Genomic DNA, 12,892 nt, shown 5'->3' on the forward strand with positions numbered 1-12,892 from the left:
ACACTACCGGCGGACGTGGCACCGGGCCGCGATCACCGGCAGCCCGCGCTCATCGGCCGTCGTCGGCCCGTGCCTCGACCGCGTCCAGCGCCGCACCGGCTCGCTCGGCGTCGGCCGGGGCCAGCCGCTCCACGATCGCGCGGATCTGCCGGAGCTGGTTCTTGATCTCTTCCTGCTCCTCGTGCTGGAAGGCGTCGTTGTCGACGATGAGCTTGCTCGCGAAATGCGCCGTGATCAGCGGGATCACGAACAGCACCATGACGGAGATCAGGAAGCCGGCCAGGATCCGGCCCTGCCAGGTGAGCGGGTAGCTGTCGCCGTAGCCGACGGTCGAGGCGGTGACCACCGCCCACCAGACCGCGTCACCCGGCGACTTGCCTTCCTCGAACGCCCAGTAGAGGATGCCGGACACCAAGATCAGCAGCAGGTAGGTGAAGACCAGCGCCTTCGGCGAGTTGGTGAAGCGCTTGAGCAGGTTCACCGCCACATTGTGCAGCCGCGCGCAAACTCCCGTCAGTGGCCGACCGGACGGCTCCGGCGACGTCCGATCGGACGGCACGAGAGGGCGGAAATGTCAGTGCCGTCGATTAGAATGTGTGTACGAAAAATAATCGCTGAGCTGCGAACGGAGCCGACATGCCTACCCCTCAAGCGACCGTCGCCGACACTCCCTCGACCGCCGCGCTGCCCTACGCCACGCTGCTGGCCTTCACCCGCTACGTCGACCGGTCCGGGCCCGCCAAGGCCGCCTTCGTCGGCAAGCTGCGCAAGCAGCGCGAGACCGGAGGCGGGTTCAACCCGCACAGCCGGCTCATCAAGGCGCTCAAGACCGACATCGACCAGCACACGCCCGGCACCCACCTGGTCGAGGTCAACGACGTCGTCGACCCCCGCTGGCAGCGGCTCTACGCCTCGCTGACGGCGGGCGCGGCCAGCTACCTGACGTCCATCGAGGGGCAGGGCTGCCGCGTGACGCGGACCAACGACGCGCTCGCGATGATCGGCTCCCTGCCCGTGCGCATCAGCGCCCACTTCGGGCTGCGCTACGACGACGGCCGCAACGAGGCGGTCCGGCTGCACTTCGACGAGGACCCGCCGACCGCCGACCTGATCATGGCGACGCTGCACCTGCTGCGCGCGAACATGGACCAGATCCTGCCGCACGCCGAGCCGGTGCTGGTCGACGTGCGGCGCGGCATCGCCTACCAGAGCGAGGCCACCAAGGGCGCGGACGTGGACCGCTGGCTGACCGGCGAGGCGGCCGGCTTCGCCGCGATGTGGAACGCCCCGCAGCACTGACCCGCAAGCACGGCGCCCCGGCCCGCGAGTTCGCGGGCCGGGGCGTTCATGTGTGACGGTCACCCCCCCACCGTCACACTGCCTGAGCGCGACGGACGGCAGCGCTCAGACCGGGCTGCTCACAGGCCGTTGTCCCGGATGACCTGCGTGTACCAGCGGGCGCTGTCCTTGGGCACCCGGCGCTGGGTGTCGTAGTCGACGTAGACCAGGCCGAAGCGCTTGTCGTAGCCGTACGCCCACTCGAAGTTGTCCATCAGCGACCAGGCCAGGTAGCCGCGCACGTCGGCGCCCCGCTCGATCGCCTTGTGCACGGCCCGCAGGTGGCCGTCGAAGTAGGCGATCCGGTCCGGGTCGGCGACCCGGTCGCCCTCCAGGATGTCGTGGTACGCCGAGCCGTTCTCCGTGATCATCAGCGGGGTGCCCGGGTAGTCCCGGGACAGCCGGACCAGCGTGTCCGACAGGCCGGTGGCGTCGATCGGCCAGTCCATACCGGTGACCGGCAGGCCCTGCGGCGGGAAGTCGACGCCCTCGCTGCCCGGGTAGTTCGCCTGGCCGACCGCGCCGACCTTCGCCCGCACCAGCGCCGGCTGGTAGTAGTTCACACCCAGCAGGTCGATCGGCGTGGAGATGACGTCCAGGTCGCCGTCGCGGATCGCGTCCGCGGCGCCGAACCGCTCGAACAGCGGCAGGATGTCGGCCGGGTAGTGCCCGCGCAGCACCGGGTCCAGCCAGATCCGGTTCTGCAGTCCGTCGACGAGCCGGGCCGCGTCGCGGTCGTGCGCGTCGTGTGGGTTCTGCGCGTCGACCCGGGTGAGCACGTGCGTGATGGACAGCTCGCGCGCACCGCCGGCCCGCAGCGCCTGCGCGGCCAGGCCGTGGCCGAGCAGCAGATGGTGCGCGGCCAGGTAGGCGGCCTGCGGCTCGCGCCGGCCCGGGGCGTGGTCGCCGCTGGCGTACCCGAGGAACGCCGAGCACCACGGCTCGTTGAGCGTGGTCCAGGTCGCCACCCGGTCACCGAGCCGGGCGATCGTCGCCGAGGCCAGATCGGCGAGGTAGTACGCGGTGTCGCGGTTGGTCCAGCCGCCCCGGTCCTCGAGGACCTGCGGCAGGTCCCAGTGGTAGAGGGTGACCATCGGCGCGATGCCGTTGGCCAGCAGCTCGTCCACGAGGCGGTCGTAGAAGTCGAGGCCGCGCGGGTTGACCGGGCCGGAGCCGTCGGGCTTGATGCGCGGCCAGGCGACCGAGAACCGGTAGGTGCCCAGGCCCAGCTCGGACATGAGGCGCACGTCGTCGCGGTAGCGGTGGTAGTGGTCGCAGGCCACGTCACCGCTGTGGTTGCGGAACACCCGACCCGGCTCGCGGGACATGGTGTCCCAGATCGACGGGGTGCGCCCGTCCTCGGTCGCCGCCCCCTCGATCTGGTACGACGCGGTCGCAGCGCCCCAGCGGAATCCCTGGGGGAAGGACAGCCGCGAGGGCGTGGCGATCTCCTGTGGCAGAACGCTGGTCATCCCTTGATCGCCCCTTGCATGATGCCTCCGATGATGTGCTTGCCCAGCGCCACGAAGACGATGAGCAACGGGACCGTCGCGATGATCGTTCCGGTGAGCGACAGCGAGAAGTCCGTGATGTAACCGCTGGCCAGCGCGGACAGCGCGACCTGCACGGTCGGGTCCTCCGGGGTGAGCACGACCAGCGGCCAGAAGAAGTCGTTCCACGCCGTCATGAAGGTCAGCATGCCCAGCACCGCCGCGGCGGGCTTCGACACCGGCAGCACCACGTGCCAGAAGATGCGCAGCGTGGTGCAGCCGTCGGCACGGGCCGCCTCGATCAGCTCGGTCGGCACCGCCTCGCCCAGGTACTGCGTCATGAAGAACACGCCGAACGCGCTGACCAGGCCGGGCGCGATGACCGCGTACATGGTGCCGGTCCACTCGATCTTGGCCATCAGCATGTACAGCGGGATGATGCCCAGCTGCGTCGGCACCATCATGGTCGCGATGACCATGACCAGCAGCGCGTTGCGGCCCCGGAAGCGCAGCTTGGCGAACGCGAAGCCGGCCAGCGTGGAGAACAGCACCACGCTGATCGTGATCGCGCCCGACACCATGAACGAGTTGGCCAGCGCCTTGGCGAAGTCGATCGTGCCGAAGGCCCGCTCGACGTTCTCGAACAGGTTCGGGCCCAGGCCCAGCGGCGGCGGCACCTGGCCCAGGATGCCGTTGTCGTGCGAGCCGACGACGAACGACCAGTACAGCGGGAACGCCGAGAACAGCGCCAGACCGGTCAGGGCGAGGTAGGTGAGCTTGCCGGGACGGCGCTCCACGAAGCCCTTGTAGCGTCGCGACGGCACGGGCTCGGTGGCCTCGGCGGCGCGCTTCGGTGGGGTCAACGTGGTAGTCATCAGGACCTCCGCAGGCGGCTGGTCAGGAAGTAGTTGATCGCCGCGACGATCACGATGATGCCGAACATCGCCCACGCCGCGGTCGAGGCGTAACCGAAGTCGAACCGGGAGAACGCCACCTCGTACAGGTACAGCGACAGCGTCTGGAACTGCCGGTCACTGCCGCCGGTCATCGAACCGCCGCCGAACAGCAGCGGCTCGGCCAGCACCTGCATGCCGCCGATCGTCGACACGATGACCGTGAAGATGATCGTCGGGCGGATCGCCGGGACCGTGATCCGGGTCAGCTGCTGGAAGCTGCTGGCCCCGTCCAGGGACGCGGCGTCATAGAGGTCCCTGTTCACCGCCTGCATCGCGGCGAGATAGATCAGCGCGTTGTAGCCCGTCCACCGCCAGAGGATCATCACGGAGATCGCGATCTGCGACGACGCGGTCCCGGCCTGCCAGTCGATCCGCCCCAGGCCCAGCGTTTCGAGGAGCCAGTTGACCAGGCCGTAGTCCTTACCGAAGATCTGCCCGAAGATGATCGCCACCGCGGCCACCGACGTGATGTTGGGCAGCACCGCCGTCATCCGCCAGAACGTCGGCGCCCGCAACCGCTGGTTCAGCACATGCGCCAACACCAGGGCCATCAACAGCTGCGGAACGGTCGACAGCACCCAGATCTGGGCGGTGTTACGCAACGCGTTCCAGAAGTACTCGTCGGCGAACAACTCCTGGTAGTTCTGCAACCCCAGGAAGGTGTGCGTCTCCGACAGCAGGCTCCACTCATGCAGGGAGACCCACGCGGTGTACGCCAGCGGGAAGATCCCGAACGCGGCGAAGAGCAGGAAGAACGGGACGATGTAGAGGTAGGGGGAACCCTTCACGTCCAAGCGGTACATCAAGTTTTTCATCGGGGGTGTCCCTTCAGGCGGCGGTGCGGGCGGGCCCGGCCACGGCTGCTGCCATGACCGGGCCCGCCCCCGGCTCACAGGAGTGCGTTGACGTCCTTGACGGACTGCGTCCAGGCCTCGTCAGGCTTCTGCTTGCCCTGCTCCACACGGGTCAGACCATTCTGAATCGCCGTGTTGATGTCACCGGACTTCGGACCCATGTACTGCGGCACCATCGTCTTCACCGAGTTCGAGAAGATCTGACCCACCGGCGCGTTGTTGAAGAACGGGTTCTTGAAGTCCTTGATCACCGCATCCTCGTACAGCGACACCGTCGACGGGAAGTTACCCAGCGCCCGGAACACCTTCGCCTGCTGCTCCGGAGCCACCAGCCACTTCGCCAGCTTCGCAGCCTCCTGCACGTTCTTGCCCTGCTTGGGCAGCGTCAGGAACGAACCACCCCAGTTACCGCCACCACCAGGAACCGCAGCGATGTCCCACTTACCCGAGGAGTCCTTGGCCTGGCTCTGGATGTAGGCCATCATCCACGACGGGCACGCGAGAGTGACGAACGAACCCTTGGCCATACCGGCGTTCCAGTCCGCCGACCACGGCGCGATCTTCGCCGACAGACCCTTGTTGATCGCGTCGATCGTCAGATCCCACGCCTTCTTGACACCCGGGTTGGTCTCCACCACGACCTTGTCGGCGTCGTAGATACCCACCGGCTGCTGACCCAGGATCGAACGGTAGATGATCGTCGGCCCGTCCATCCACGAAGAGCCCTTGATGTTGGCGTTCTTGAACTTCACACCCGTGGCGATGTAGTCCTCCCACGTCGGCCACAGCTTGCTCACGGCCTCACGATCGGTCGGCAGGCCCGCCTTCTCGAAGATGTCCCGGCGGTAGCACATCGCCATACCACCGACATCCGTGCCCAGACCGACGACCTCGCCCTTGGCCGACGAACCCTGCTGCCACTTCCACGCCGGCCACTGCGACTTAATGTCCCCGCCGCCGTAATCCATCCAGTTGTAGAACTTGCCCGGATTCGCCGTGAACTGACCCGCCCAGCCCTCCTCGATCGCCTCGATGTCCGCGGCACCCGTATTCGTCGCCAGGTGCGCAGCGAGGTTCTTGTGGTGGTCCTCGGCCTTGGTGATCCGCTCCACGATCTCCACATTCGGGTTCGCGGCCATGTACTCCTTGTACAAGTCCTTGTACCCGAACTCACCGAACGTCGCGATCGTGAGCTTGACCTTCTCACCCGGCTTCGCCGGGTCGTCACTGCCACCGCAGGCCGCGGTGCCGAGCACGAGCACGAGCGCGGTCGCGAGCAGCGGACCCGCGACCATGACGGCGCGGCGGCGCAGGCTTCCGCCGTTGAGGGCTGGACGCATGCTTTTCCTCCAAACACAGGAAGGGATGGTGCGTTCTTTTGGGGTAACGTGCTGAGGAGCTTCGTGAGAGCGCTCTATCGGAGAGCGCTCTCCCACGCCAGAGCATCGCCCCGCGGTCCGGTCCTGTCAAGAGTCAGTTGCCGTGCTGTTACAGGAACAGACATCGGAGCAGGTAGCGACGGTCCGACCCCGACGATCAACAGAAGTTGATCATGAGGTTGCGAGCACGACACACCGCCGACCCGTGCCCCATGTTCATGATCGACGGGAAACGGCTTTCCGGTGCTGCGGGGTGGGTCAGGCGGAGGCGCGCAGGACCAGGTCGGGGTCGAAGATGACGCTGGTGGTGCGGTTGGCGCGGGAGTCTATGCGGCTGAGCAGGAGGCGGGCCATCTCGGCGGCCATGTCCTCGACCGGCTGGCGCACGGTGGTCAGCGGGGGGCGGCTGGACAGGGCCGCGCTGCTGTCGTCGAAGCCGATGACGGCGACGTCGTCCGGCACCGACTTGCCCCGGTCACGCAGCACCATCATCGCGCCCTGGGCCATCACGTCGCTGGCCACGAAGACGCCGTCCACCTCGGGGTGCTCGGCGAGCAGCCGCTCCATGGCGCGCTCGCCGCCCTCCTGGGTGAAGCCGCCGTCGTAGGATGGCACGTACGCCACGCCCTGCTTGGCCATCGCCTCACGGAAACCGTTGAGGCGGTCTACGCCGGCCGGCATGTCCACCGAGCCGGAGATGGTCGCCACGTGCTGGCAGCCGCGGGCGACGAGATGGTCGGCGGCCAGCTTCGCGCCCTGGTAGGTGGCGACGTCGACGTAGCTGATCGGCATCGGCGCGGCCGGCCGGCCGTACAGGACCGCGGGCACGCCCGCGTCGGCCAGCAGGCGCGGCAGCGGGTCGTGCGGGTGCAGCGACAGCACCACGACCCCGTCGACCTGTCCCTGGCGCACGTCCGAGACGACCTTGGCGCAGGCGTCCTCGTCACCGGCCAGCACCAGCGCCAGGTGCACCCCGGACGGCCGCAGCACGCTGAGCACGCCGCCGACCACCCGACCGAAGAACGGGTCGGAGAAGAAGCGGCCGAGGAACGGGTCGTCCGCGGCCCGGTTCTCGGCCTCGGAGACGACCAGGGCGATCGCGCCCGTGCGGCCGGTGACCAGTGATCGCGCCGCACGGTTGGGCACGTATCCGGTGGCGGTGACCGCGTCCCAGACGACCTTGTGCAGCTGCGGGTCGACGTTGCGGATGTTGTTGATCACCCGTGAGACGGTGGCCCTGGACACGCCCGCCACCTGGGCGACGTCCTCGAGCGTCGGCAGCCGCTGTGCCGGCGTCTGGTCACTGGTCATGAACGTCTTTATAGCACAAAGGGAGAGCGCTCTCCGCTCTCGACCTGCACGGACTTGGGCCGCTTTCCCGGCCCGGGCGGCCACACGCGCGCGCGTGATCGTCCGACTTGCCGGGCAACTGGGCGAACGGCGCTTCAAGATACGCCCAGGTGCCTGGCAAGTCGAGCGATCACGCAACGGCGAGCGGGGTGATGGTGCGGCGGGCGGGTCGATGCCTCCACCCGCCGCACCCGGTGAGCGGTCCGGCGTCAGCTCTGGTAGACGCCGAACTCCCACAGTGAGTAGCCGTACGCGGTGGCCCGTTCCAGGCCGTTCATACGGACATAGCGGCCGGTCGCGGTGACCGGGAGGATGTCGAACCCGCCGTTGCCGGCGGTGGTCGAGTAGACCGTGTTCCAGTTGGTCCCGTCGTTGGAGACCTGGATCTGGTAGGACTTGGCGTACGCCGCCTCCCAGCCGAGCAGGACGTTGTTGAACGTCTTGACCGAGCCCAGGTCCACCTGCAGCCACGCCGTGGTCAGCCACTCGCTGGCCCAGCGGGTGCCGTAGTTGTTGTCCACCGCGTAGGAGGGCAACTGCGGGCCGTTGGTGCCGGTCGGCTGGTACGTCGACGCGGTCGCGGGACGGCCCTGGGCGATGTTCGTGCCCGGCACCGTCGGCGCGACGACCCGGATCGACTTCTGCTCGATGCCCACGTTGCCGTGGCCGTCGAACACGTACACGTAGATCTTCCAGACGCCCATCTGCTGCGGCGCGGTCACCGAGAACTCGTTGCTGCCGCCCAGCTGGGTGAAGCGCACGTTGTCGAAGCCGCGGTTGCCGTTGATGTGCTTGTTGCTGTACATCAGGTTGTAGCGCAGCAGGTCGCCCTGCGGGTCGGTGGCGCCGACGTACAGCGTGAACTGGCCGCCCGCGGGCACCGAGGTGGTGTTCGACAGGGTCAGGCTGGTGATCTCCGGCGGGGTGTTCGCCGAGGCCGTGCCGCTGTAGGCCTGCTTCAGGGCGTGGTACCCGTGCCGGCGCCAGCCGCCGGTCAGCGTGTTGAGCCAGACGCCGCCGAAGTCGTTCTCCAGGCCGTAGTGGAACTCGGTGCCGCCGAGCGCGACGCCCGGGTGGTTGAGCAGAGCGTTCCAGCTCGCCGTGTACTGCGCCCGCTTCTGCAGGTCGGTCGGCTCCAGCGGCACCCCGTTGGCGTCGTTGGGCACCTCCCACTCGCCGTCCGGGCCGCCCTCGGTGAGCACGTACGGCTTGGTGTAGCCGCCGTCGATCCAGGCCTGCTTGAGGCCGCCGACCGCGCCGTAGGAGTTGATGCCGTAGACGTCGAGCGCGGGCGCGTTGTTCTTGTAGTACGGCCACGCGCCGACCCACGCGTCGGTCGAGGTGACCGGGTGGTTGGGGTCCGCGGCGTGGATCGCCACGGCGACCTCGTTGACGAACGCCGCGTACGCGTTGCGGCGCGCCTCGACCTCCGCGGCCGGCAGCCCGAAGTCCTGCATGGTGAGCAGCACCTCGTTGCCGACGTCCCACATCAGCACGCCCTGGTTGTTCTTGAGCGTGTTGACCCGGGCCACGATCTCGGCCTTGACGGCGTTCTTGTACGCGGTGTCGTTGACGTAGTCCGCGCCCTGGTTGAGCCAGTGCCCGACGATCACCTTGATGCCCTGGCGAGCGGCGGTGTTGAGCAGCACGGGAGTCTGCGTGTCGTCCACGCCCCAGGTGCGGATCGTGTTGACGCCCATGTTCTTCAGGTCGCGCATGTACCCGTCGGCCGCGCCCTGCGGCGGGCCGTAGGTGAGGCCCTTGACCAGGAACGGCGCGCCGTTGACCTGGAGCTGCCAGTTGCCCTGCGTGCCGGTGACCCGCACGACGCTCGGCCCGGCCGGGATCGCCGGGTCGGTCATCGCCGGTGCGGTGGTCCCGACCTGCTTGGACACGGTGACCTTGTCGACGGCGAGCACGCCGCCGGAGGTGGTCTCCGAGGTCGGCACGGTCTCGCCCGCGATCGCGTTCGGGTAGAGGCCGCCCATGGCCAGGTCGAGCCGCAGGTAGAAGCCGTGGTGCACGGCGGCCTGCCAGGCGGCGACGCCGACCTGGCTCTCCCGTACGACCCAGGTCTGCCGCCCGTCGAGGTAGAAGCGGATCTCCTCGTCGGTCTTGGTGCGGTCGATGACCTGCGCGTACTCGTGGAAGGCGGTCTGGCAGCCGAGGCAGGTGGCCAGGCCGGAGGTGCGCCCGTTGTACTCGCCGCACGGACCGTCCGGCGCGGTGCCGCAGTGCAGGGTGTTGGACAGCTGGCTGCGGCCGTTGACCCCGCTCATGATGTCGGTCTCGCCGACGCCCGGCCAGTTGTTGAAGTTGCCGCGGTACGCCGCGCCGGTGGCCCGGAACGCCGGCCAGTAGCCCAGGCCGTTGGCCACGTTGGGCTGCTGGATGACGGCGGAGAAGCGCAGCAGCTCACCCGGCTGCGGGGCGAAGTCGGTGCGCTGGGTCTCCAGCCGGCCGGAGGTCCACGCGCCCGCGCCGTCGCGGATCGCCTTGATGTTCAGCTTGCCGTCACCGGTGAGGTAGACGTTGGCGGTGGAGTTGCTGGCGGTCTCGACCTCGCCGGTCCCCCAGTTCGCCGCGCCGCCCGGGTACTGCGTGCCGGTGCGCATGAGCCAGTTCGCCGCGCTCGGGGAGGTGCCGGCCGCGCCGTCGAAGTTCTCCTCCCAGACCGTAGTCCAGTTGCCGGACGGGCTGGGGCTCGGGCTGGGACTGGTCGGCGGGCTGGTGCTCGGCGACGGGGAGGTCACCACACCGCCGGTGAAGACCTTGAACTCCCACAGCGAGTAGCCGTAGCCGTTGGCGCGGGTGGTGCCGTACATCCGGAGGTAGCGGCCGCTGCCGCCCACGTTGAGGGTCTGCGTGCCGCCGGGGCCGGTGGTGGTGCTGTAGATGTTCGTCCAGCCGCCGGTGCCGGTGGCCGAGGTCTGCAGCTGGAAGGCGGTCGCGTACGCGCCCTCCCACTGCAGCACCACCTGGCAGATGCTCTGCGTGCTGCCGAGGTCGACCTGCAGCCACTGCGGGTCGCTGTACTGGCTGGACCAGCGGGTGCCGGCGTTGCCGTCGACGGCCGCCGAGGCGGGGGTGCCCGCGCCCTCGATCGAGGAGGTGGTGGCGGTCTTGCCCTGGGCGACGTTCGTGGTGCCGCACGCGCCCGGGTTGCTGCTCGGGCTGGGGGCGGCCCCGAACGAGCCGATCACCTTGAACTCGTACAGCGAGTAGCCGTAGCCGCTGTTGCGCACCGTGCCGTGCATCCGCACGTACCGGCCGGAGCCGGTGACGGTGAGGGTCTGCGTGCCGCCGGGGCCGGTGGCGGTCGTGTAGACCGGCGTCCAGTTCACGTCGTCGGCCGAGGTCTGGATCTGGAACGAGCGGCCGTACGCGCCCTCCCATTCCAGGATCACCTGGCTGATCGACGCGGTCTGGCCGAGGTCGATGCGGATCCACTGCGGATCGCTCCACTCGCTGCCCCAGCGGGTGCCGGAGTTGCCGTCCACGGCGTTGGCCGCGGCGAGGTCGGCGCCCTGGACCGAGGAGGCGGTGACCGGCTTGCCCTGCGAGATCAGCGAGTCGGCGGCGCTGGCGCTGGTCAGCGGAATGACGAGGGCGAGGGACGAGATCACCGTGGTGATCGCGACGGGTATCGCTATCCGCCAGCGGCGGGCGATGTGCCGCGCACCCGGGCGGTGACTGACGGGGGTCATGGGGCTCCTACCTGTTGCAACGGGGAGAGCTCCGGCCGGAGGGCCGTGAGGTGGAGAGCGCTCTCCGAGTGTTACGCCGATATTTCTCCGCTGTCAAGACAGCGATCGTCGGCTATGCCGAACTGTCCGCATGAGAGCGATTTGTATGCCGTCTCGTCGATTCCCTCATCGTCGCCGAGCTATCCGCTCTTGACATCGGCGGCCCGTTGCCGGGAGCCTGGGTCTCACTCGGAGAGCGCTCTCCATCGCGTTTCCCGTCGCGCTCCGCCGCCGGCCCGTTTCCACGAAAGGGAACCCATGCCCACCCAGACCGAGGCACCAGCCGCAGCTACCGCGCAGGAGCTGCGGTTTCCCCCCGACTTCTGGTGGGGTGCGGCGACCGCCGCATACCAGATCGAAGGCGCCGTGGCGGAGGACGGCCGCACCGCGTCGATCTGGGACACCTTCTGCGCCACCCCGGGCCTGGTGGCCGAGGGCCACACCGGCGAGGTCGCCGCGGACCATTACCACCGCTACCGCGGCGACGTCGCGCTGATGCGCGAGATCGGGCTGTCGGCGTACCGGTTCTCGGTGTCCTGGCCGCGGGTGCAGCCGGGCGGGCGCGCCGGGGAGAACCCGGCCGGCATCGCGTTCTACGACCGGCTCGTCGACGAGCTGCTGGCCGCCGGGATCAAGCCCGCGGCCACCCTCTACCACTGGGACCTGCCGCAGGAGCTGGAGGACCGCGGCGGCTGGACCGCCCGCGACACCGCGCTGCGCTTCGCCGACTACGCCGCCGTCGTCGCCGCGCGCCTCGGCGACCGGGTGCAATTGTGGTGCACCCTCAACGAGCCGTGGTGCTCGGCCTTCCTCGGCTACGGCGCGGGCTTCCACGCCCCCGGCCGCCGCAACCCCGCCGACAGCCTGCTCGCCACCCATCATCTGCTGCTGGCCCACGGCCTGGCCGTGCAGGCGCTGCGCGCGGCCGTGCCGTCGGCGCAGGTCTCCATCGCCCTCAACCAGGGCGCGGTGCGCTCGCTCACCGATTCGGCCGCCGACCGCGACGCCGCCCGGCGCATCGACGGCCTGCTCAACCGCGTCTACCTCGACCCGATCATGACGGGGGCCTACCCGGCCGACGTCGTCGCCGACACCGCGTCCGTGAGCGACTGGTCGTTCGTGCGCGACGGCGACCTGGCCGTGATCGCCGCGCCGATCGACGCGCTGGGCGTGAACTACTACGCCCCCGACCTGGTCAGCGCCGCGGCGACGCCGCACGAGGAGCTCTCGGTGTATCCGGCCAGCCAGGACATCACCTTCCACCAGACGCCCGGCCCGCGCACCGAGATGGGCTGGACCGTCGACCCGACCGGCCTGCGCGACGTGCTCACCACCGTGCACCGCCGCTACCCGGACCTGCCGCTCTACGTCACCGAGAACGGGGCGGCGTACGACGACAAGGTCGACGCCGACGGCCGGGTCCGCGACGGCGAGCGCATCGCCTACCTGCGCGCCCACCTGGCCGCCGCGCACGAGGCGATGACCGCCGGGGCCGACCTGCGCGGCTACTTCGTGTGGTCGCTGCTGGACAACTTCGAATGGGCGTTCGGCTACGGCAAGCGCTTCGGCATCGTCCGCGTGGACTACGACACCCAGCAGCGGCTGCTGAAGGACAGCGCGCACTGGTACCGCGATGTGATCAGCGCCGGCGGCATCGCGGCCTGACACCCTCCCGGGGCTGGGACGGTGTCAGCACCGGGCGGCGTCGTCGACCTCTCCGACGACGCCGCCCCTTCCTGTCGCAACTCTTGAGGAGTCGCGCCTTCAGGGGCGTCCTGA

General features: G+C 69.2%; 9 protein-coding genes. 2 read left to right on the forward strand and 7 right to left on the reverse strand.

From position 1 onward, the window contains the following. Nucleotides 1-49 precede the first annotated feature (49 nt). Nucleotides 50-481: a potassium channel family protein gene (locus tag HAV39_RS18315; RefSeq protein WP_239120897.1), complete on the reverse strand. Its 432-nt coding sequence runs from the start codon at nucleotides 479-481 to the stop codon at nucleotides 50-52. A 155-nt stretch (nucleotides 482-636) separates the two neighbouring features. Between HAV39_RS18315 and HAV39_RS18320 the strand changes: the two genes are divergently transcribed. Continuing rightward, the gene (locus HAV39_RS18320; RefSeq protein WP_191840428.1) at nucleotides 637-1,299 is read left to right on the forward strand and encodes a hypothetical protein; all 663 of its coding nucleotides are present in this window, start codon (nucleotides 637-639) and stop codon (nucleotides 1,297-1,299) included. Nucleotides 1,300-1,418: 119 nt separating this feature from the next. On the opposite strand, the gene HAV39_RS18325 is transcribed toward HAV39_RS18320, so the two are convergent. The 6 genes from HAV39_RS18325 to HAV39_RS18350 form a co-directional block, all read right to left on the reverse strand. After that, nucleotides 1,419-2,810 carry a GH1 family beta-glucosidase gene (locus HAV39_RS18325; RefSeq protein ID WP_191840429.1) on the reverse strand — a complete coding sequence of 464 codons (1,392 nt, stop codon included), beginning with the start codon at nucleotides 2,808-2,810 and terminating at the stop codon, nucleotides 1,419-1,421. Continuing rightward, nucleotides 2,807-3,703: a carbohydrate ABC transporter permease gene (locus HAV39_RS18330; protein WP_191840430.1), complete on the reverse strand. Its 897-nt coding sequence runs from the start codon at nucleotides 3,701-3,703 to the stop codon at nucleotides 2,807-2,809. The genes HAV39_RS18325 and HAV39_RS18330 overlap by 4 nt, the downstream gene beginning before the upstream one ends. Next, nucleotides 3,703-4,599, reverse strand: coding sequence for a carbohydrate ABC transporter permease (locus HAV39_RS18335; RefSeq protein WP_191840431.1), 897 nt, complete (start codon nucleotides 4,597-4,599; stop codon nucleotides 3,703-3,705). The genes HAV39_RS18330 and HAV39_RS18335 overlap by 1 nt, the downstream gene beginning before the upstream one ends. A gap of 74 nt (nucleotides 4,600-4,673) precedes the next feature. Then, nucleotides 4,674-6,074, reverse strand: a complete 1,401-nt coding sequence (locus HAV39_RS18340; RefSeq protein ID WP_244958826.1) for an ABC transporter substrate-binding protein — start codon at nucleotides 6,072-6,074, stop codon at nucleotides 4,674-4,676. Between the two features lie 201 nt (nucleotides 6,075-6,275). Next, on the reverse strand, nucleotides 6,276-7,328 hold the full coding sequence (locus HAV39_RS18345) for a LacI family DNA-binding transcriptional regulator (protein WP_191840432.1): 1,053 nt from the start codon (nucleotides 7,326-7,328) through the stop codon (nucleotides 6,276-6,278). Between the two features lie 248 nt (nucleotides 7,329-7,576). After that, on the reverse strand, nucleotides 7,577-11,074 hold the full coding sequence (locus HAV39_RS18350) for a discoidin domain-containing protein (protein ID WP_191840433.1): 3,498 nt from the start codon (nucleotides 11,072-11,074) through the stop codon (nucleotides 7,577-7,579). Nucleotides 11,075-11,371: 297 nt separating this feature from the next. Between HAV39_RS18350 and HAV39_RS18355 the strand changes: the two genes are divergently transcribed. Then, the gene (locus HAV39_RS18355) at nucleotides 11,372-12,778 is read left to right on the forward strand and encodes a GH1 family beta-glucosidase (RefSeq protein ID WP_191840434.1); all 1,407 of its coding nucleotides are present in this window, start codon (nucleotides 11,372-11,374) and stop codon (nucleotides 12,776-12,778) included. Nucleotides 12,779-12,892: the final 114 nt, after the last annotated feature.

Origin of the sequence: Catellatospora chokoriensis, assembly GCF_011297315.1 — a bacterium.
In the GTDB taxonomy this organism is placed as follows: domain Bacteria; phylum Actinomycetota; class Actinomycetes; order Mycobacteriales; family Micromonosporaceae; genus Catellatospora; species Catellatospora citrea.

Coding starts and splice junctions, on each gene's coding strand:
- HAV39_RS18320 (WP_191840428.1), top strand. CDS start 637: ATGCCTACCCCTCAAGCGACCGTCGCCGACACTCCCTCGACCGCCGCG.
- HAV39_RS18325 (WP_191840429.1), bottom strand. CDS start 2,810: ATGACCAGCGTTCTGCCACAGGAGATCGCCACGCCCTCGCGGCTGTCC.
- HAV39_RS18330 (WP_191840430.1), bottom strand. CDS start 3,703: ATGACTACCACGTTGACCCCACCGAAGCGCGCCGCCGAGGCCACCGAG.
- HAV39_RS18335 (WP_191840431.1), bottom strand. CDS start 4,599: ATGAAAAACTTGATGTACCGCTTGGACGTGAAGGGTTCCCCCTACCTC.
- HAV39_RS18345 (WP_191840432.1), bottom strand. CDS start 7,328: ATGACCAGTGACCAGACGCCGGCACAGCGGCTGCCGACGCTCGAGGAC.
- HAV39_RS18350 (WP_191840433.1), bottom strand. CDS start 11,074: ATGACCCCCGTCAGTCACCGCCCGGGTGCGCGGCACATCGCCCGCCGC.
- HAV39_RS18355 (WP_191840434.1), top strand. CDS start 11,372: ATGCCCACCCAGACCGAGGCACCAGCCGCAGCTACCGCGCAGGAGCTG.